Genomic DNA, 18,467 nt, shown 5'->3' with positions numbered 1-18,467 from the left:
CGTCGGTCAGGCGTCTTCGGGGATGCCCGGTTCGCCGTCGAGGATCTGGTACTTGCGCATCTTCTCCCACAGCACCTTGCGGCTGATGCCCAGGTGTTGCGCGGTGTCCTGGCGCTTCCAGTCGTTGATCTCCAGCGCCGCGATGATGCGGTTGCGCTCGCTGCTGTTCCAGCCCTTGCGGTCGGCGCTGCCGTCGAGCGAGCTGCCATTGCCGTTGCTGCCGCCGCTGCCCATGCCATTGCGGTCGGCGAAGATCGCCGGCGCGGGCGTGCCGCGCGTGAGTGCGATCGCGCGCTGGATCAGGTTCTGGTCCCAGGCGTGCAGTTGCCGCGCGATCACGCCCACGCGCTCCGCAAGATTGCGCAGCTGCCGCACGTTGCCCGGAAAGTAAGTCTCGGCCACCGCGTCGCTGAGCCAGTGCGGCGTTTCGCCGAGCGTTTCGAGCTCGTCGCCCAGCACGTTGGTCAGCAGCGCCTTGAAGATCGCGATCTTGTCGACTTCGCCGCGCTCTTCGAGGCTGGGCACGTGCAGCTCGATCACCGCGAGCCGGTAGAACAGGTCGGCGCGGAACTCGCCGCTCGCCACCATCTCGCGCAGGTTGCGGTTGGTGGCCGCCACCAGCCGGAAGTCGACGCGCACCGGCGCCGTTGCGCCCAGCCGCGTGACCGCACTGTCTTCCAGCACGCGCAGCAGCTTCACTTGCTGATAGCGCGGCAGGTCGCCGATTTCATCGAGGAACAGCGTGCCGCCCGTGGCCTGCTCGAAGTAGCCGCGATGCGCGTGCACCGCGCCCGTGAAAGAGCCCTTGGTGTGGCCGAAGAACAGCGACTCGAAGAGCCCGTCGGGAATCGCGCCGCAGTTCACCGCCACGAACGCGCCCTTGCTGTAGTGCTGATGCCCCAGGTGTAGCTGCTGCGCGATGCGCTCCTTGCCCACGCCCGTTTCGCCGCGCACCAGCACGCTGTGATCGCAGTCGGCAAAAGCGCCCACCTCGGCCAGCAGCCCCTTCATCGCTTCGGAGTGCGCCACCAGCACATCGGGCGGCTGTGGCGCCACCTCGCGCGCGCGCAACTGCCGCACCAGCTTCGCGACCATCGTGCGCAGCTCCGCGCAGGTGAAGTCGTACGGCAGCACGTGCAGGTATTCGGGCGGATAGGTCCGCGAGTCGCGCTCGCGCGAACCCGCCGCAACCCAGATCACCGGCATGCCCTGCAGCAGCTCGGTGGCATGCGCCAGCCCGCCGCTGTCGATGACCGTGACGCTGATGATCGCCACCGAGGGACGCAGCGCCACACCGCGATCCTGCGGCGGAGGGGGCAGGCCATCGGCCCGGATCACCTCCACGTCGAAGCTCGCCATGCACCGCGCGATGCGGTCGAGGATGTCGGCTTTGCCTTCCCAGACAAAGAGGTCGAGTTCGTCGAAGTTGGAGGCGGGGGAATTCATCGGAAAAGGGGCGTCAATACACAAGCATGGGCAGGCCCTTGCAGTCGAGCGACTTCAGGTTCACGTCGATCTGGCCGAGGTTGATGCCGAGTACGTTTGTCAGGAGAGGGGTGAGGACCGATGTACCGACGGCGTCGAGCAGCGGCTTGAGCAGGCCGGCCAGGACCGAGACGGCATTGGAGATTGCCCCGCTGGGGCTGCTGCTTTGACTCGCGAGGGTGTCCTTGAGCATGTTCTTGCAACCCTGCTCGCCAATGCTGAACAAGCCGGTGCATTGATTCAAAAGACCCGAGACCAGATCGAGGACGCCGTTGAGCAGCCCTGTTATCAAGCCGCTCTGTCCGGCTTCTTGTCGGATAGTGTTGATGGCGCTTGAGTACCGCTGACCCCAACAGAACACGTTGCTTGCCGTGCAGATGCTTGCGGTGTTGTTCCAGAGCTGCGTGGCCAGGTTGTCCAACTGGGTGCCAGTGGGCGTGCCCGTTGGGGCCTGGCCGCCGAAGAGCAGAGTGGTCAACTGGCTGAGGAGGGTCGACAGCGTCGTGCCGAGCTGCAGGTTGTTGACCGGCGTGGTGCCGGTTTCGCCCTCGGCAAGGGTCAGCTGCGCATCCGGCGTGGCTTGCAGCACACCTGCGTCCAGATGGCCATTCACCTTGAGCAAGCCCAGCACGTTGATGAGTTCCATGTCCTTCAACGTGGTCGGATAGCTGCAGGCGGAGGTCTTTGAGAAGCGATCCGCCGGCGCGATTTGCCCCACGCATATGTTCGCGATCTTGCTGTTCACGGAAAACTTCACGCGATCCTTGCCGCTCACCGGGTCCTGGAGCGCGGGAGTACACATGTCGGTGATCGTTCCGGTGCCCGTCACTGCATCGAGCACGATGGGCAGGTCGAGACTGACCAGCGATTTCAGCAGCGAGCCGAGCAGCCCTGCGTCGGTGGTCACATGAATGTAGGTGCGCACCTGGGCGTTGTAGGCCTGGGCTCCGATGCCGCCGATGCCGATGGACGGAGGCTGGATCACGCCCGCCTGGACCGTAACCTTCGCCAGCGACAGGAGGTTGATGTTGAGCGCGCTGACATCGATTGCATGCTGCGAAGTCGCCACGCCGATCGATGTGTAGAGCAGGTCCAGTGCGCTCACGCCCACGTTCAACGCGCCGCTTCCGCTGCCGCCCGGCGCGATGATCTGCGCGAACAGCCCGCGGGGACCGTCGGCCAGCGAACCCAGCTGCACCATGAGGTTGGTAAGCCCGAGCTTGGCCTGGATGGCCTGCAGCAGCGCGATGTTGCTGCTCAGCAGGCTGTTCTGGCCCGCCACCGTCACGATGGCGTTGAGCAGGTCGCCCAATGCCACGGAGCGGCCCGCGAGCAGCGTGTTCAACTCGCCCACGCCAATGTCAGCGGAGACCGGGATGCCCAGTGCGGCCAGCAGTCCGCCCGGCGTGATCTTGGCCTGGGCGAGGCCGTCATAGGCCACCAGGGAGGTGCCCGACAGGTCGAGCCCGATGCCCTTGAGCAGCCGCCCCAGCGTCGAGTCGCCGCTGACGGTGATGAGCTTGCTGCCCACGGAGAACTCGGCGAGCGGCGCGCTGAGTGCTGCCACGGCGCTGACGCTGATGAGCCGGTTGCCCGTGAAGAACGACAGCAGCGTGGGTGAAGCCTTCTGGAAGGCCACGCGCACTGCATTGGCCGGGCCCGTGACGGCGGGCGTCTGGAAGCTCGTGTCCTTGTCCCAGTAGCCGCACTGGACTTCGCCCGCGGCCAGCGTCAGCCCCACCGGCATGTTGGCGCTCGAGCCGCCCGGCGCACCGTTGGCGTTCAGTTGCGCCGCCGTGATTGCGGCCGCGCAGCCGCCACGGATCTGCTGCGCACCTGCCAGCGCGGCAAGGTCCGCCGTCTTCTGGAACTCCCGCTTCATGAAGTAAATGAAGCCGATCTCGGTGCCGATCAGCGTGATGACGACCAGACTCATCGCGATCGCAGTGTTGATGAGGACCGACCCGCGGGATCGCGTGCGGCGGGAGTGGCTCCGGAATGCGGCGTTCATGGCGATGGCGTCCTCTTCAGGACGATCGAAGCGCGGCGCTCGTCCGGCTTTGGAGTTGGGTGGGCATCCACTGCTCCACCAGTGGAATCTTCGGCAGCAGCTGGTTCGCGCTGTACGGATAGCTCACGGTGACGTCATAGCGGATGTAGGCCCCTGGGCCGCTCGGGTTGCTGCGGGCCACGTTCACCGGAACATTGGTGACGATCCAGCTGCGCCGTGTCGCCACGCTGCTGTTGGCCGATGCGGGCACCACGAGCGAGTTGGCCAGCGAGTCGTACACGGCGTCCTTGACCCGCTGGTCGCCTGCCGTCGGCGCCGGCGTCAGCAGGCCCACGGCCCGCGCTCCCTCCTCCGATGCGCGCGTGACCGACTGCTGCAGATAGAACACCGCCCCGAAGGTCACGAGTGCGTACAGCACGCTGAACAAAATGATGAAGACCATCGCGAACTCGATGGCGGCCACGCCGTGCTGCCGGCCGCGCATGACCGCGCCCTTGCTGCCGTTCGAACGGCGCCCGGTGCTCACGGCGCCCTCCCGTCGAGAAGCATGCTGGCTTTGCCGACGATCTGGTCGGGCATGGCGAAGCTGGGAAAGGGCGGCAGCAGGAGCTTCAGGTTGGTGGCCGTGACGGTCACGACCATCTGGCAACGGGTGTCCCAGGTGGCGCCACAAGTGGGGGCGGCGCAGTTGTTGGTGACCACCCCGCACACGGTGGCGCTGACGCTGCGCGTCACGGTGGCCGGCATCCAGCTGCTGCTTGTCGTGGCAGTGGTCTGGGCCAGGGTGGCGCGTGCTGGCAGGGTGGGCTGGTAGCGCAGTGCTGCGCGCGCGCCGTCTTCCGCCGCGTTCTGCAGCCCCAGGCGAAACGCGAACAGCATGCCGTAGCTGATGATTCCGTAGAGCAAGGAGAAGGAGATCAGGAACACCATGGCGAACTCGACCGCGTACGCGCCGCGCTGGGCGTGCGCTCGGGTGCGAAGGCGTTGGGTGTTCATGGCGATGCCTGGCGTGTCTGCCTCTGCCTACTTCGTCGGCGCAGCGCCGCCGCCGACCGCCGTCTGCTTGACGATCGAGCCCATGCTTTCCGGAATCGGGAACTCGAAGCTCTTCAGATAGCGTTGGTAGCTGCGACTCGCGATCTCGCCGGCAATGGGCCGCGGCGTGACGGATGCGATCTCGCCGCTGCGCTGCCATGCGAGCAGGTCCTGCGTGGCGTCGCCCACCTGTGGCGACCCGTACACGAACTCTCCTTCTGCCCCAGCCATTTCTTCCTGGCCCTGCGGCGGCACGGGCACGGGCACTGGCGCCGCCGCAGGTTCCGGCGCCTTGGGCGGCGTCGCCTGCTGTGCGAGCGCGGAGGGGGCGGCTGCCATCAGCGCGGCCGTGAGGCCGAATGCGGCCGACAGCGCGGCGAGACGGGTGGCGTGTGCTTTTCTCATGGGGTGCCTTGTGAGGTCGAGTTCGGCGAAAGGGAGACCGCGGCATCCGCGGTGGACGGATTGCGCTGGCTGGCCGTGCGGATGCCGCCCGTGCCGGACCAACGCGAGGCCTTGAGCATCAGGGGAGGCTGCTGCGGCGCCGGGTCTTCGCGTGCCGGTTCCTTGGTGGTGTTGGGAAGCGGGCGCACTGCCGCAACAAGAGGCGGCATGGCGCCGGCGGCCGCGAGAGGCACCGCGCCGCCCGCGCGCAGTTGCTGCGCGGCGTCCCGCACTGCTGCGCGCGCAGCGGGGGACATGCGGTTGGCCTCCATCAGGCTGTTCGCCTGCTCGCCCTGGCCTGTGACTTCGAGGTAGAGCGCGAGGTTGGACTGGGCCTGGGTGCTGTCGGGGCGCAACTGCAGCGCCTGCATCAGCGGCAGCCGGGCGTCGGCGATCTGTCCCGCGCGCAGGTTGGCATAGCCCAGATCGCTGAGCAGCAGGGCATCGGTCGGTGTCAGGCGCTGGGCCTGCTTCAACAGCTGCACGGCTTCGGGGTAGCTGCCGCGCGCGCCTGCCAGCAGGCCGAGGCCGCGGTAGCCGGCGCTTTCGAGCGGCGTGCCCAGCAGGCGCTTGTAGGCTTGCTCGCTCAAGTCGGCCTGGCCGGTCTGGCGCAGGGCGTCGGCGCGCATGCGCGTGGACTCGGGCGACACGCCCCAGCGCTGTTCGAGCGCGTCGATGTGCGCCAGCGATGCGAACCACAGGCCTTCCTTCTGCATCTGCTCGACGAGCTTGAGGTAGGTTGCCTTGGTGTCGACGGCGGCACCGGCCTTGGTGTCGGCGGCAGCTTCGGCGGACGCGCGCTGCTGCGCATCGGCAGCGGCTGCGTACTGGTCCTTGAGTGCGCCGCATCCGGTGATGGCCATGGCAGCGGCGGTGCAGGCCAGCACGCGGCCAGCAAGGCCCGCGTGCTTTGAAAGGGCTGGTGTTTTCATTTGCCGATGGCTCCCAGTGAACGGAATATGGCGATGAAGCCCGGCCCCGCGGTGACGATGACCAGCGCCGGCAGCAGCGTGATCACCATGACGCCGGTCATCTTCACGGTGATCTTTCCGATGCGTTCCTTCATCTCCGAGCGGCGGCTTTCGCGCAGCCGGTCGCTGAATATGCGCAGCGGCTCCTGCACCGCGCCGCCGTGCCGGTCGACCTGCACCAGCAGCGAGACGAGGCCGCGCATGTTCTCGTTCTTGTGCAGCGTCGCAAGGCGATGCAGCGAATGCTCGCGGGTGCGGCCCTGGCTGTATTGCGAATTGGCGATGCCCAGCTCGTAGCCCAGCACGCGCAGCACGTGCGAGAAGTCGGTGGCCATGATCTGCAGGCTCTGGTCCAGGCTCAGGCCCACGCCCTGCAGCAGCCGCAGCAGGTCGATGAACAGGGGAAGCTCCCGGGCCGCGCGCTCGCGCCGGCTGGCGGCAAAGCGGCCGAGCACCCACTTGGGCGCCATGAAGCCGACGGCCGCTGCCGTCGCGAGGACGATGGTGACTGTGCTGCGCGTGTGCCCGCTGCTCCAGAAGACATAGGCCAGCAGCGGGAGCGCCAAGGCGAGGGAGATCCGCGTGATCAGGAAGACCAGCTGCGCCCGCTTCGACCGAAGGCCGCACTGGTCGATGAGGTTGCGGTCTTCGTCCGCCACCAGTGCCCGGCCGAGACGCGAGTCCAACCAGTGGAAGGGCAGGTCGAGCTCGGGCTTGGGTGGTGCATCCGGGTCCGCGAGTTCGACGGCGGATTTCGGATCGGGTGCGACGACCGCCTGCCGGATGGCCCGGCCGATGACCTGCCCGCTGCGCGTGCGGCGCAGCTCGGCCGCGACGAGTGCGCCAGCGCCGACCAGCAGGCCCAGCGCCAGCAGCACAAGGCTGAAGATGGCAAGTTGATTGGGTGTCAACGTCATGCCAGCCTCGCCAGCCGGTATAGGAGCGCAGCGCCCGTCAGCTGCAGGCCCACCGCGGAAAAGATCAGGATGCGGCCCGTGCCGTCGTTCCACATTCCCATGAAATAGCTGGGGTTGGTGAAGATCAGAAAGGCGCCCACGCCCACCGGCAGCAGGCCGAGGATCCAGGCCGACAGGCGCGTTTCCGAGGACAGGGCGCTGAGCTCCTGCTCCGCCTGCTCGCGGTCGCGCATGAAGTTGCCAACGCGCTCCAGCAGCAGGTCGGCGCGGCCACCATAGCGCACGCCCAGGCCAAGAATGGAGGCAAGCAGGTACATCTCTTCGATGCGCACGTTGTCAGCCGTCTGGTGCAGCGCGCGGTCGAGGTCCACCCCCGCGCGCACCAGGGCCGCCGAGCGATCCAGATGACCGCGCAGCGGCGCCTGCGTGGTGGCAATTGCCAGCTGGAAAGCCGCCTGCGTGGAGTTGCCGATGGTGATCAGGCGCACCATGGCATCGATGTAGCCGGGGAGCTGATGAATCAGCTTGCGGCGGAACTTCTGCAGTTGCAGCCACAGGGCGAAGCTCGCCATCAGCAGCAGAAGAAACAGCACGCCCAGCGCCGCGAGCCATCCGACGAAAACGCCGACCAGCAGGCAGATGGCGACGATGGCGATCAGCGCGAAGACGATGGTGCGCGGCTCGATCACGCCCACCATCCACCCAGGGACCGCGCGCTCGAGCAGGCCGGTGCGAGCGGGCGTGGCGGACCCCGCCCCACCGTCGAACCACGGGTCCGTGGTCAGGCTGGAGGCAAGGCCCTCGCCGGGGAGATCCCGCAGGGGCATCGGCACGGCGGTTGCCGTGGCCGCCGTGCTAGTGGCCAGAATCTGCTGATTCAGATGCCGTTCCGTCGCCTGCCGCGCCTGCCGGCCCTTCGCCCATTGCCACAGCAGCACCCCTGCGGCTGCCAGCAGCAGCGCCACGCAGGCGACCGCGAGCAGGACTTCACGCACGGTTGTCTCCCCCATGCTGCGACGCACGCTGCAGCGACTGGCGGAAGCGCGTGATCTTGGGCGAGTGCGGCGCGATGCCCAGCGACACCCAGCGGTCGCGCTCCTCGCCGTCGGGCGAGGCGACCGGCTCGTAGCGGTACAGCTCCTGCATCGCCACCACGTTGTCGTTGACGCCCGTGACCTCGCTCAGCGAGATGATGCGACGCTGGCCGCTGGACAGCCGCCCGATCTGCACGATGAAGTCGATGGCATTGGCGATCTGCCGACGCAGGCTGACTTCGCTGCCCTGATAGCCGGCGAAGCCCGCGAGCATTTCGAGGCGGTAGAGGCACTCGCGCGGCGAGCTGGCGTGAATGGTGCCCATCGAGCCTTCATGGCCGGTGTTCATGGCCTGCATCATCTCGATCACTTCGGCGCCGCGCACCTCGCCCACGATGATGCGGTCGGGCCGCATGCGCAGGCTGTTGCGCAGCAGGTCGCGGATCGACACCACGCCCGTGCCGTCGAAGCCGCCGGGTCGGCTTTCGAGCCGCACCACGTGGCTGGTGCCGAGCGAGAGTTCGGCCGTGTCCTCGATGGTGATAACGCGCTCGCGCGCCGGGATGAAGCTGGCGAGTGCGTTCAGCAGCGAGGTCTTGCCCGAGCTGGTGCCGCCGCTCACGAGGATGTTGCAGCGCGCGCGCACCGCGATCTCCAGCAGCTGCGCCATGCCCGCGTCGAAGGTGCCGAGCTTCACCAGGTCGGCCGGCGTGAGCGGCTCCTTGCGAAACTTGCGGATCGAGACCGACAGGCCGTCGATGGCCAGCGGCTCGATGATCACGTTGATGCGGCCGCCGTCGGGCAGGCGCGCATCGACCATCGGGTTCGATTCGTCGAGCCGGCGGCCCAGCGGCGCGAGGATGCGGCGCACGATGCGCATCACGTGCTCGGCATCGGCAAAGCGCACGGTCTCGCGCTCCAGCATGCCGTGGCGCGACACGTACACGTTCTGGTAGCCGTTGATCAGGATGTCTTCGACCGCAGGGTCGTTGAGCAAGTCTTCCAGCGGGCCGAAGCCCGCGAGCTCTTTCGTCAGCGCATCGGAGATGAGCTGCATCTCTCGGTCGTTGATCGGCACGCGGCGCAGGCGCACGAAGCTGTCGACCTCCAGTTCGACGAACTGCTGGATCGAGGCGCGCGACCAGCGGCCGAACTCCGCGCCCAGCTCCTCGATGCGACTCAACAGGTGGTCATGCGTCCAGCTCTTGATGTCCTGGAACTGCTGGGAGTTGATGAACGCCTGGTCGTCGTCGGCAAATTCGATATCGGTGGACATGGGCTCAACCTTCGTGTGAACTCTTCCAGAGGCCGGTAACTTGCGACATGAGCGCAACCCAGCGTGGATCCTTGGCCGGGGGTTGGCCCGTGGCAGACATGTATTCCTGGTGCAGGCTGCGGGCGAGTCCCGTCACGGCCTGCGCATAGGGGTCGCTGCGCGCGGTGCGCACCAGCATCTCGCCGCGGCTGGCTGCAGCGAGCAATTGCGCGCTGCGCGCCGGCAGCACATGACGCAGCGGAAGTTCGAGGCGCTCGGCGATGTCCTTGGCCGACAGGCCCACGTGGCCGTCGAACTTGTTGACCACCAGCGACAGGCGTTCGATCTCGACGCCGCGCGCGCGCAGCTCCTTGAGCATGTTGGCCGTGGACACGATGCCGCCGATGCTCTGGTCGCACACGACCCACGCCTGCTGCGCTTCGCGCACGGTCTGCGCCATGAAGTCGATGGTCGAGAAGCCGCCAAGGTCGGCGATCTGGAAATCGAAGAAGTCGGCCAGGCGCTTGATCAGCGCGACCGAGTCGGCATGCGAGATCTCGCGCACCTGCGCCAGGCTCGCGGGTAACGGCAGCACGGCCACGCCGCTGGTGTGATGCGCGAGCGCGGTGTGCAGCAGTGTCTGGTCGAGCCGGCGCAGGTTGCGCACGCCGTCGACAAAGCTGAAGCCGCTTTGCGTGTCGAGGTAAAGCAGGCCGTCGCGCGCCGGCAGGCCCAGGTCGAGCAGTGCCACGCCATGCCGTGTGCTGCGGCCCGGCGGGCGCGCGGGCGCCTGCGTGAGTTGGTCGTTCAGCGTCAGGGCCAGGCTGGTGGCCAGCGTGGTCACGCCAAGGCCGGCGCGCGCGCCGAGCAGTGCCAGCGTGCTGCCGCGCGTGCCGCCCTGCAGGGTGCTTCGCCGCTCCAGCAGCGTGCGCAGTGTGGTCACTGCGTCGGAGGGAAGCGCGGCAATGTCGATGAAGTCGTCCACGCCCGCGCGCAGGGCCGAGAGCATGGCGGCGGGCTCGGCCGACACACCGGTGGCCAGCACGGGCAGCGTCGGCCAGTCGCGCTTGAGGCGCTGGTGGAGTTGGTTGGCGGCGGCGGCCTGGTCGGGCGAGAAGTCGATGAAGACCGCCACCGGCCCCAGCAGGGCGATGCGCTCGTCGATCGACTTCGTTTCCGGTGGCAGGACCACCACGGAGCCGAGGGTGCCGAGCGCATCGGTCAGCCAGGTGATGTGGCCGCCATTGCTCGAAGCGAACAGGTAGGTTTCGCTGCCTGTTTCAGGGATGCTGTCGCGTGGTGCGTTCATGGTGCCAGCCTGCGATGCATGTTCCGGGTCATCGTTGTTGCTGTCAGCGGGAGAAGCCGGGCACGGGTGTGTCGACTGCGCCGCCAAGGAAATACGAGCGCCACACTGCGCCGTCGCGCTGTTCGGCGCCGCCGGGCAGGTACGGTGTGAGGTCGGTGCCGCGCGCAATGGGCTTGACCAGGTGCGGGGTGACCAGGATCACCAGTTCCTTCTCGTTCATCTTGTAGTTGGTCTTGCTGAAGAAGGTGCCAATGATCGGCAAGTCGCCCAGCAGCGGCACCTTGTCGGCGTTCGAGGTGGTGGTGCGGCTCACGAGCCCGCCGATGATGAAGCTCTCGCCGTCGCCCAGCTCTACCGTGGTGTCAGCACGGCGTGTGGTGATCGCCGGCACGGCGACACCATTGAGGCTCAAAGAGTTGGTGTAGTCGAGGTCGCTGGCTTCGGGGGCGACTTTCAGCACGATGCGTTCGTTCGACAACACCGTGGGCGTCAGCGTGAGGCCGATGCCGAAGGGCTTGTATTCGATGCTGGTGGTGCCCAGGCCTTGTGGCACTGGAATCGGCAGTTCGCCGCCGGCCAGGAAGCTCGCACTCTGGCCAGACAGCGCCACCAGCGTGGGCTCGGCGAGCACGCGCGCCATGCCGTTGCCTTCGAGGAAGCCCACATTCAGGCCGATGCCGGCCTTGCTGAAGTTGAAGAGAAGACTGAAGGCCTGTGCCAGGGGGTTGCTGTACTCGCCACTGATCTGTCCGTTGGCCGCGAAGGTCGTGCTTCCGAGCGAGGAGGGCGAGAACACGCCGAAGCTGAAACCGTTCGAATTGGGGCGCGTGCTGAAGATGTTCAGGCCGGCCTGCTTGAGCACGCTGCGGTTGAATTCCACCACCTTCACTTCGACCTGCACGGTGTTGCTTCGCACGTTCACGACGGAGCGGTCGATCAGTTCGGCCTTGTCGCTGGCGCTGCTTGCCAGCGCGGTGTCGCGTGCCTGCTGGTGGGCGGGCATGCTGTCCATCGACCCCGCGAGCGTGGACGTGCGGCGCCGCACTTCGACGATGTAGGTCGTGGCTGCGGAGTTGCCCTTTTCCCAGACCATCAGCGAGGTGCGTCCCGCGGCCTTGCCGGTCACGATGAGTCGTGCCCCCGGCGAATTCTGTGTCTTGCGCGTGATGGTGACGCCGGCCACCGCCTCGTCGCCGATGGCCATCCGGTCGATGCCCTTGTCGATCAGCAGCTCTTGCTGCGTGCCGGCGGTCATCACCAGGGGGCGTTGCAGCTGTGGGCGCACCGGCTGTGCGTCCGCGGCCGTCGATGCCGCCGGCCAGACGGTTTGAGCCATCGCGCACAGGGCGATCAGGGACGGGCGCAGCAGCCGCGACGAGACATTCATGGGGCTGCGAATGGCACGGGTCGACTGCTCGCGAGGCTTATAGGGCATTTGTTTTTCCTGGATGACGGGTGTCGGCTGGCTGCGTGCTCAGTAGTTCACGGTTTCGCTGCGTTCGCCGCGAATGACCTCGACCTGGAGCCCGCCTCGCGCAGGCCCGGCGGCGCGTGGCGCGCCGGCGGCGGTGCGGACTTCGGCGGCTTGCGGACGGACGCTGGGGCCCTTGCCGCCGGTGACGAGGTCGGCGGCGGTCAGGCCGGCCTGGGCGCGGTCGAGTCCTTCGAGCGGCGCACGGCGCGACTCGCCTGCCTTGGGCGGTGGCAGCTGCAGGGCCGTGGGCAGTTCGGCGAAGAGCTTCGGATCGGGCTCCGACAGATCGGTCGGGTTGCGCAGGGCGAGCATCAGGCGGCCGCTGGCGTCGCCGATGGTCAGGCGGTTCACGTCGTCCAGAGGTACGGCAAGTACGGCCGTGCGGGCCTGCTCGCCGCGCTGGGCCTGCTGCGCGGCCGCCTTGTCCGGCGACTTGGAAGGTAGCCCGTCGACGGAGGCACTGCCGAAGGCCAGCACGCGCTTGCGTGCGAGCAGCAGGCGGGCCTGGCTGCGGTCCACGTCCTTGCCGTCCGACTTGAGCATGATGAAGACGTCGACGAAGTCACCGGGCTGGATCTTGTTGCCTACGCCCATGACTTCGTCGGCTTTGATCGCCACGGCGCGTTCACCTTCGCCGATGCGCAGTGCGAGGCCGGAGACCAGTTGGTTCTCCATCACCGGAGTGCCTTCGGCGAGATCGAGCACCGGCACGCGGCCAGCGGCAACGGTCACATCCTGGAAGGCGCCGGTGGGGTTGATCGTCAGTCGTTCCACGCGCAGCGCGTCTGCCGGAATCGCCAGGCCCGCGGGCAGCGGCTTGGCGGCCACCACGACCGGGTAGACAAGCACCTGCTGGGCTTTGGTGGAAGTGGCCGCAGTGCCGGTAGCCGCTGTTGCCGGTGCGGGCGCCTGGCGGCTCAGCATCCAGGCATAGACGCCCAATGCAATGGCCAGGAGCACCAGGATGGCTGCGAGGATTTTTGAGAGATTGATCATGGGCGGCGGACTGAGGGATGAGGGCAAGCAATCATGAAAAATGAGGGATGAATGGCCTGCATGGACAGAGGCAGCTGTCTGCTAGCTCTGTCGGCCCCAGAACATCCAAGCCACCGTGGCCAACGCAAGGTAGGCCGCATAAGGAATGAAGCGAGCCCGGCTTTGCGAAGCGCCGCCGGCGGCTGGAGAGGGCTGGCCCGACAGGATCAGAGCAAGCCGTGGGGAGACGGGCCAACGCTGCAGGGCGTACCAGAGTGCGCCATGCGCCCCGGCCAGCAGACCCGCGCCAATCCAGATCGGCGCCAGTGCCCACAGGCCGACCCAAAGTCCGAGAGCACCAGCGAATTTCACGTCGCCTGCTCCCATGAGACCCATTGCGTAGAAGAGCAACAGGAAGCCGAAACCTGATGCGGCACCCGCGAGTGCCGCTGTCCAGCTGACGCCGAAGGGCTGTGCCTCGAAGCCGATGACTGCCAGGGCCGCGATGGCTCCGGACAGGACCAGCCAGTTGGGCACACGCCGCTCTCGGAAGTCATAGACAGCGACACAGAGCAACCAGAGCAAACAGGCTAATGCCGGCATTTGCTTTTACGGAGTGACAGTCGATGTGAGCTTGTTGGTAATGTCTTGGAAGACTTTGGCCAGTCGTTTGCCAAGGCCGTCGTCTCCGGCCAAAACAGCCACGATCGCAACAGAAATAAGCCCCGCAATAATTCCATATTCAATTGCGGTTGCACCTTCTTCGTCGCGCAGAAAACGAGTAATAGAGCTAAGCATGATTTCCCCTTTCAGGAAGTGTTAACAAAGGCTTGCAAGGTGGATGTTATACAGCGTAACTCCGTGTATCAACAAGGCAAACCCGCAAGACTTTCGCCCAGGTGTGCTAGCCAAAAGGAGTAAAGCAGGATGGCTGCAAGCCTCCTGCCAGCCCGAGCCAGGAAGAGATCTGGTCAGCTGATGGACAGTTTGGAAGTGAATTTTTCCCTCTGTAGGGCGCGCGGCGCCTCCCATGAAGTGGGGATGCGACGTTACGTCGCCGGGAACGCGCGAAACGGGGGTGTTACGGGAACAAGTGCGTTACGTGTTACGTAGCACGAAGCCTCGAAGGGCCAGATGTAACAGTGAAAAAAGGCTAAACCCGTGAGCAAAAAGTCACGGGTTTGAGGGGGTGACCCCGTCGCCGAGAGGGATTCGACTGGGCCTCAGCCCAGGATTTCTTCGTGAAAGAGCTTCCAGTCGGTACCCTGGCGTAACCAGTACTGGCGCCGGGAACGTCCGCTCTTCTCGCCTTCGAACACTTCGCCGAAGGTAACAATCATGGTGTCGTCACCGTCCCGCCAGTGGAGGTACGACACGTCCTTGAATTGCACGCGCTTGCCCTGCGCGTACTTCACTTCTTCGTCGACAGCCGAAATTCCTTCAGTGGATTTTTTGCTGCTGCGCTGGAAATCGGGCAAATAGAATTTCTTTAATTGCGCTTCATTTCCATTGGCTCGCGCATCTTTCCAGCCATTGATGGCACTTGTAATTGACTGGGTTTCTTTTTCGGCCTGCGGTTGTGAAATCCATTGCAGGCTGCGCGCGGTGACCACCGGGGTGGCGCCGATTTGCACTTTTCGCAAAAGCTGCTTCAGGTCAGGGTTTGCCATGACCACGCACCCGTCGCTTGCCAGTGGCGCCCGGGCGAACTGCTGGGGCGGGGTGCCGTGCAGCCAGATGCCGCCGCCGGTCTTGCCGCGCCGCACGTCGTACGGGTTGGGGTAGTTGATGGGCAGGGCGCCCGCGCCGTAGAAGTCTTTCAGCGACTTCGGATCGAGGCTGCTGGTGATGTAGTACACGCCCAGCGGGGTGCGCGCATCGCCCTCGGTGACCTTGTCGGTGCCCGACTTGCCGACCGAGATGTAGTAGTCGGCCGTGAGCTTCAGGCCCTTGTCCGAGTTCTCGAACAAGTACAGCCGCGAGCGCGAGGCGTCGACGGCAATGGCATAGCGGCTGCGGGTGGACAGCGTCAGGAACTGCGACGGCACGGTGTTGGCCGGCGGACGCTCGCGCAGGGCCTGCAGGCGGCGTTTCGATTCTTCGTGCAGCTCGGCCATGGCGGGGTTGCCGCGCATCTTGGCGATGCTGGCGGTGTCGGGCAGGGCATTCGACGGGGGCACCTGCGCCGCGAGCAGGTCGCCGTAGACGAGCTGCGCGAGCTGGAAGTTCGGGTAGTCGCGCACCAGGTCGCGGGCCTTGGCCAGCGCAGGGCGGGCCTGGCCGCGGCCGAACATTTCATAGACCGCGATCAGGCGGGCTTCGGCGTTGCTGGCTTCCTGGATGGAGGAGGCGGATGCCGACCTGCGTGCGGGCCTTGTTGCCGTCGCGGCAGCCGTTCGGGCCTCTGCAGCAGCCAAGCCCTTCTTGCCCTTGGCGGAAGAAGAGCGGCTGGTCGCGCCGCGCGCGGTGGTAGGGCTGCTGCTCGCAGCCTTGGCCTTGGTGCTGCCGCCAGCGGCCTTGGCGCTGCCTGCCTTGTGGGTGCTGTTCGACGCCAGCGCCGCACCGGGCGCCGCCAGCATCAGCGCCGATGCGGTCATCAGCGCTGCGAGCAGTTGTCCGCTGCGCAGGCGAAACGGGGGATTCTGAAGCCGGCCATGCCGGACGATGTCTGCCACTAGCCGCCGACGCTTTCCTTGCGAATGTGCCATTGATTGCCGGAGCGCTGCAGGTCCAGCGTCTTGCGGCTCGAAACGTTGAGGTTGTCCGCGCGATAGATCTGGCGGAACTTGGCCGTCGCGTTCTGTCCGTCGACCTTGATCGCGAGGTTCTCGATGTTCACGCTGATGCTCGACTTGCCGACGATGCGGGCGCGGCGGTCTTCTTCCCAGCTCTTGCGGCTCTGGCCGCCGGTAGGCGTGAAGTCGGGGCCGTAGGCCGCGAGGTAGCGGTCCATGTCCTGGCTGGCCCAGGCCGAAGCCCATGCGCGTACAGCAGATTCGACTTCGGCATTGGAAGCGGTGTTGGCCGCGGGGGCCGGTGCGGGTGCTGGAGCCGGCGCTGCTTCGGGCGCCTTTGCCTCGGGCGCCTTAGGCGCGGCGGCCACCGGTGCGGGAGCGGCTGCAACCTTGACTGGCGGCGGTGGCGCAGCGGGGGCTGGCGCGGGAGCCGGCGCCTTTGCTGCGGGGACAGGTGCTGCCGAGGCCACCAGGGCTGTCGGCTTGGCGCCCGGCGGCGTTGGTGTGAAGAGCGTGCGGATCACCGCCAGCTTGGGCTGCACGGCCGTGTTGTTCTGGTCGAGCTGCAGGGCCTTGCTGTAGGCCTGGCTGGCCAATCGTGCATACACGTCGCCGAGGTTTTCCTGGGCGGTGGCGTAGCTGGGGTTGGTGCGAATGGCGCTTTCGAGCGCGCTGCGTGCCTTGTCGAACTGGTTCTGGCTCGCGTAGATCACCGCGAGGTTGTTGTACGGCTCGGGCAGCTCGGGCGCGTCCAGCGTGAGCTGCGTGAAGGCGGCGATGGCCTCGTTGCGCTTGCCGGTGTCGAGCTGGATCACGCCCTTGAGGAAGCGCATCTGCGGGTCGCGCGGCTTGTCTTTCAGGAAGGCGTCGGCCTTCGTCAGGGCCTCGTCGAGCTTGCCGGCCTGCATGAGCTTGTCGACCTCCTCATGCTCGATGGCGGCCAGCGCCGGAAGCGCGGCGCCACAGGTTGCCGCGGCCAGGAACAGGGCGCGCACGGTGGGGGAGAAGCTGAAACGGGCGCGTGGCCGGGGGCTCTTGGGCATTGCGGACAAGACCTCGTAGGGGTGGGTGATGCGGCTGGGATTGTAAGTGGGGCACGTAACTCCCCGACACAGGGATAACGGTCTTTCGCGGCCTTTAGGCTTGCCCGCAACGTCCCGTGGCGCCCCGCGCCGACCTGCCCCGCAGTACAGTGCCGCCGTGGACCGCCTCCAAAGCATTGAAACTTTCGTTCGCGTCGCGCAGACCCAGAGCTTTGCGGAAGCGGCGCGGCAGCTGCGCGTGGCCAATTCGGTCGTCACCACGCGGGTCAAGCAACTGGAGGAGTTCCTGGGCGCGCCGCTGTTCCACCGCAGCACGCGGGTGGTGCGGCTCAGCGACATGGGCCAGGCCTTCCTGCGCGACTGCACCGAGCTGGTGGGCCGCGCCAACGACATCGTCGACCAGATGCGCGACGCGCGCGGCACGCCCTCGGGCATCCTGCGCGTGCATGCACTGACCGGCATGGTGCTGGGCCGCTTCGCCACGCTGCTGCGCGAGTTCCAGACGACATACCCCGACATCCACCTCGAGCTGATCGTGAGCGACGCGGTGGCCGACCCGGTAAAGGCCGGCGTCGACTGCGCGCTGCAGATCTTTCCCGCGGCCTCGCAGGAGCTGGTGTCGCGGCCGCTCTTTCCGGTGCGGCGGGTGCTCTGCGCCACGCCGGCGTACCTCGAAGCGCACGGCACGCCTGCTGCGCCACGCGATCTGCATCGGCACAAGCTGGGCCTCTACTCGGGCTACCCCACGCGCGACCGATGGACCTTTCACCACGAAGGCGAGCAGACCACCATCTACCTGAACGCCGCGCTGCTGACCAACAGCGTGCACCTGCTGCGCGAATATGCACTGGAGCATGCGGGCATCGTCTGCCTGCCCACGCTGGTGGCGGGCGACGCCATTGCACGCGGCGAACTGTGCGTGGTGCTGGCCGAGCACCAGCTGTCGTCGTTCTCGCTGAGCGCGGTGTATGCGGGCACCTCGCGCAATGCGCTGAAGCTGCGCCTCTTCATCGAACACATCGCCACCCGCTTCACGCGCGTGCCGCCGTGGGACGCCACATTGATCGAACGGGGCCTCATTCCTGCCGAGCTCATCGAGTTCAGCCGCTCCAGCGGATAGCGCCCGAACGGGGGTAAACCCCTGCGATTGTTCGGAAGCTCCGAATAATCCTCTTCCAAACTGGTCCCTACCGGTGGCGGCCATTGACTCCTAGAGTTCGCTCATCCAAGGAGACAAGCCATGACAGCCACCACTTCGACCGCCTACAAGACCCGCTTCGGATCGCTCAAGCACTTCGAGAAGGGCCACGTCGAGCCGATCGACGACGACGTGCGCCACTACGCGTTTTCGAACTGCTTCGAGATCGCGAGCATCAGCAAGCCCTACGAGAAGGTCGTGTTCGGCCAGAACCAGATCTACGTGCTGGAGACGCTGCGGGCCGAAGGCACCTCGCCCTGGTTCACCTGCGCGCACGACGAGTTCGCGCTCGTGATGGACGGCGATGTCGAGGTGCACCTCGTGCAGCTCGACGCCGCGCAGACCGTTGCCGACAAGGAAAAGAACGGCGCCGTGCTCGTCAAGGGCGAGCCCAAGGGCAAGAAGATGGGCTGGATGAAGCTCTCGCGCGGTCACCAGGGCCTGCTGCCGAAGAACACCGCCTACCAGTTCCGCAGCGCCGGCGAGCCGGGCGTGATCGTCCTTCAAAGCTGCAAGGGCGACTTGTCCATCGAAAAGTGGGCCGACATCTGCCAATCGCACTGAGTGCATTGAACGCACCC

18 protein-coding genes are annotated in these 18,467 nt (G+C 66.5%); 2 read left to right on the top strand and 16 right to left on the bottom strand.

The window, feature by feature from the left end; translation table 11 throughout:
* Nucleotides 1-6: 6 nt before the first annotated feature.
* From ACSFCA_RS09420 to ACSFCA_RS09345, 16 genes are all read right to left on the bottom strand, one after another.
* Nucleotides 7-1,446 carry a sigma 54-interacting transcriptional regulator gene (locus ACSFCA_RS09420; RefSeq protein WP_258352956.1) on the bottom strand — a complete coding sequence of 480 codons (1,440 nt, stop codon included), beginning with the start codon at nucleotides 1,444-1,446 and terminating at the stop codon, nucleotides 7-9.
* Between the two features lie 13 nt (nucleotides 1,447-1,459).
* Nucleotides 1,460-3,421 carry a TadG family pilus assembly protein gene (locus tag ACSFCA_RS09415; protein WP_435459160.1) on the bottom strand — a complete coding sequence of 654 codons (1,962 nt, stop codon included), beginning with the start codon at nucleotides 3,419-3,421 and terminating at the stop codon, nucleotides 1,460-1,462.
* 91 nt (nucleotides 3,422-3,512) lie between these two features.
* Nucleotides 3,513-4,022, bottom strand: a complete 510-nt coding sequence (locus ACSFCA_RS09410; RefSeq protein ID WP_258352958.1) for a TadE/TadG family type IV pilus assembly protein — start codon at nucleotides 4,020-4,022, stop codon at nucleotides 3,513-3,515.
* Nucleotides 4,019-4,492, bottom strand: coding sequence for a TadE/TadG family type IV pilus assembly protein (locus tag ACSFCA_RS09405; RefSeq protein ID WP_435459161.1), 474 nt, complete (start codon nucleotides 4,490-4,492; stop codon nucleotides 4,019-4,021). Before ACSFCA_RS09405 ends, ACSFCA_RS09410 begins: the two co-directional genes overlap by 4 nt.
* Nucleotides 4,493-4,519: 27 nt before the next feature.
* On the bottom strand, nucleotides 4,520-4,936 hold the full coding sequence (locus ACSFCA_RS09400) for a DUF3613 domain-containing protein (protein ID WP_258352960.1): 417 nt from the start codon (nucleotides 4,934-4,936) through the stop codon (nucleotides 4,520-4,522).
* Nucleotides 4,933-5,907, bottom strand: a complete 975-nt coding sequence (locus ACSFCA_RS09395; RefSeq protein WP_258352961.1) for a tetratricopeptide repeat protein — start codon at nucleotides 5,905-5,907, stop codon at nucleotides 4,933-4,935. The genes ACSFCA_RS09400 and ACSFCA_RS09395 overlap by 4 nt, the downstream gene beginning before the upstream one ends.
* Nucleotides 5,904-6,863, bottom strand: coding sequence for a type II secretion system F family protein (locus ACSFCA_RS09390; protein ID WP_258352962.1), 960 nt, complete (start codon nucleotides 6,861-6,863; stop codon nucleotides 5,904-5,906). Before ACSFCA_RS09390 ends, ACSFCA_RS09395 begins: the two co-directional genes overlap by 4 nt.
* Complete coding sequence (locus ACSFCA_RS09385) at nucleotides 6,860-7,858, bottom strand: type II secretion system F family protein (protein WP_258352963.1); 999 nt, start codon at nucleotides 7,856-7,858, stop codon at nucleotides 6,860-6,862. Before ACSFCA_RS09385 ends, ACSFCA_RS09390 begins: the two co-directional genes overlap by 4 nt.
* Nucleotides 7,851-9,173, bottom strand: a complete 1,323-nt coding sequence (locus tag ACSFCA_RS09380; protein WP_093079695.1) for a TadA family conjugal transfer-associated ATPase — start codon at nucleotides 9,171-9,173, stop codon at nucleotides 7,851-7,853. The genes ACSFCA_RS09385 and ACSFCA_RS09380 overlap by 8 nt, the downstream gene beginning before the upstream one ends.
* Nucleotides 9,174-9,177: 4 nt before the next feature.
* On the bottom strand, nucleotides 9,178-10,461 hold the full coding sequence (locus tag ACSFCA_RS09375; RefSeq protein ID WP_435459162.1) for a CpaE/TadZ family protein: 1,284 nt from the start codon (nucleotides 10,459-10,461) through the stop codon (nucleotides 9,178-9,180).
* Nucleotides 10,462-10,504: 43 nt separating this feature from the next.
* A complete protein-coding gene (locus ACSFCA_RS09370; protein WP_435459163.1) occupies nucleotides 10,505-11,896 on the bottom strand; it encodes a type II and III secretion system protein family protein in 1,392 nt (463 codons plus the stop codon).
* A gap of 39 nt (nucleotides 11,897-11,935) precedes the next feature.
* Nucleotides 11,936-12,931: a Flp pilus assembly protein CpaB gene (cpaB, locus tag ACSFCA_RS09365; RefSeq protein ID WP_435459164.1), complete on the bottom strand. Its 996-nt coding sequence runs from the start codon at nucleotides 12,929-12,931 to the stop codon at nucleotides 11,936-11,938.
* An 81-nt stretch (nucleotides 12,932-13,012) separates the two neighbouring features.
* Nucleotides 13,013-13,513, bottom strand: coding sequence for an A24 family peptidase (locus tag ACSFCA_RS09360; RefSeq protein WP_435459165.1), 501 nt, complete (start codon nucleotides 13,511-13,513; stop codon nucleotides 13,013-13,015).
* 6 nt (nucleotides 13,514-13,519) lie between these two features.
* Nucleotides 13,520-13,708 (bottom strand): Flp family type IVb pilin, encoded by a 189-nt coding sequence (locus ACSFCA_RS09355; protein WP_258352968.1) that lies wholly within the window; start codon nucleotides 13,706-13,708, stop codon nucleotides 13,520-13,522.
* A 425-nt stretch (nucleotides 13,709-14,133) separates the two neighbouring features.
* Entirely contained in the window at nucleotides 14,134-15,618 is a 1,485-nt protein-coding gene (locus ACSFCA_RS09350; protein ID WP_435459166.1) for a L,D-transpeptidase family protein, read from the bottom strand.
* A complete protein-coding gene (locus ACSFCA_RS09345; RefSeq protein WP_258352970.1) occupies nucleotides 15,585-16,688 on the bottom strand; it encodes a nuclear transport factor 2 family protein in 1,104 nt (367 codons plus the stop codon). The genes ACSFCA_RS09350 and ACSFCA_RS09345 overlap by 34 nt, the downstream gene beginning before the upstream one ends.
* Before the next feature lie 157 nt (nucleotides 16,689-16,845).
* Between ACSFCA_RS09345 and ACSFCA_RS09340 the strand changes: the two genes are divergently transcribed.
* Both ACSFCA_RS09340 and ACSFCA_RS09335 read left to right on the top strand, forming a co-directional pair.
* Entirely contained in the window at nucleotides 16,846-17,808 is a 963-nt protein-coding gene (locus tag ACSFCA_RS09340) for a LysR family transcriptional regulator (RefSeq protein WP_258352971.1), read from the top strand.
* Between the two features lie 120 nt (nucleotides 17,809-17,928).
* Entirely contained in the window at nucleotides 17,929-18,450 is a 522-nt protein-coding gene (locus ACSFCA_RS09335; RefSeq protein ID WP_435459167.1) for a cupin domain-containing protein, read from the top strand.
* The last annotated feature ends 17 nt before the right edge of the window (nucleotides 18,451-18,467 follow it).

Origin of the sequence: Variovorax multivorans (assembly GCF_051216835.1) — a bacterium.
GTDB lineage: Bacteria > Pseudomonadota > Gammaproteobacteria > Burkholderiales > Burkholderiaceae_C > Variovorax.
Note: the sequence above shows the minus strand (reverse complement) of the source record. Positions and strands in the feature narration are given on the sequence as shown.

What these genes read in the sequence shown, in the direction of transcription:
- ACSFCA_RS09415 (WP_435459160.1), bottom strand. Translation starts at nt 3,421, where the DNA reads ATGAGTCTGGTCGTCATCACGCTGATCGGCACCGAGATCGGCTTCATT.
- ACSFCA_RS09360 (WP_435459165.1), bottom strand. Translation starts at nt 13,513, where the DNA reads ATGCCGGCATTAGCCTGTTTGCTCTGGTTGCTCTGTGTCGCTGTCTAT.
- ACSFCA_RS09375 (WP_435459162.1), bottom strand. Translation starts at nt 10,461, where the DNA reads ATGAACGCACCACGCGACAGCATCCCTGAAACAGGCAGCGAAACCTAC.
- ACSFCA_RS09355 (WP_258352968.1), bottom strand. Translation starts at nt 13,708, where the DNA reads ATGCTTAGCTCTATTACTCGTTTTCTGCGCGACGAAGAAGGTGCAACC.
- ACSFCA_RS09390 (WP_258352962.1), bottom strand. Translation starts at nt 6,863, where the DNA reads ATGACGTTGACACCCAATCAACTTGCCATCTTCAGCCTTGTGCTGCTG.
- ACSFCA_RS09350 (WP_435459166.1), bottom strand. Translation starts at nt 15,618, where the DNA reads ATGGCACATTCGCAAGGAAAGCGTCGGCGGCTAGTGGCAGACATCGTC.
- cpaB (WP_435459164.1), bottom strand. Translation starts at nt 12,931, where the DNA reads ATGATCAATCTCTCAAAAATCCTCGCAGCCATCCTGGTGCTCCTGGCC.
- ACSFCA_RS09395 (WP_258352961.1), bottom strand. Translation starts at nt 5,907, where the DNA reads ATGAAAACACCAGCCCTTTCAAAGCACGCGGGCCTTGCTGGCCGCGTG.
- ACSFCA_RS09370 (WP_435459163.1), bottom strand. Translation starts at nt 11,896, where the DNA reads ATGCCCTATAAGCCTCGCGAGCAGTCGACCCGTGCCATTCGCAGCCCC.
- ACSFCA_RS09380 (WP_093079695.1), bottom strand. Translation starts at nt 9,173, where the DNA reads ATGTCCACCGATATCGAATTTGCCGACGACGACCAGGCGTTCATCAAC.
- ACSFCA_RS09345 (WP_258352970.1), bottom strand. Translation starts at nt 16,688, where the DNA reads ATGCCCAAGAGCCCCCGGCCACGCGCCCGTTTCAGCTTCTCCCCCACC.
- ACSFCA_RS09400 (WP_258352960.1), bottom strand. Translation starts at nt 4,936, where the DNA reads ATGAGAAAAGCACACGCCACCCGTCTCGCCGCGCTGTCGGCCGCATTC.
- ACSFCA_RS09420 (WP_258352956.1), bottom strand. Translation starts at nt 1,446, where the DNA reads ATGAATTCCCCCGCCTCCAACTTCGACGAACTCGACCTCTTTGTCTGG.
- ACSFCA_RS09335 (WP_435459167.1), top strand. Translation starts at nt 17,929, where the DNA reads ATGACAGCCACCACTTCGACCGCCTACAAGACCCGCTTCGGATCGCTC.
- ACSFCA_RS09405 (WP_435459161.1), bottom strand. Translation starts at nt 4,492, where the DNA reads ATGAACACCCAACGCCTTCGCACCCGAGCGCACGCCCAGCGCGGCGCG.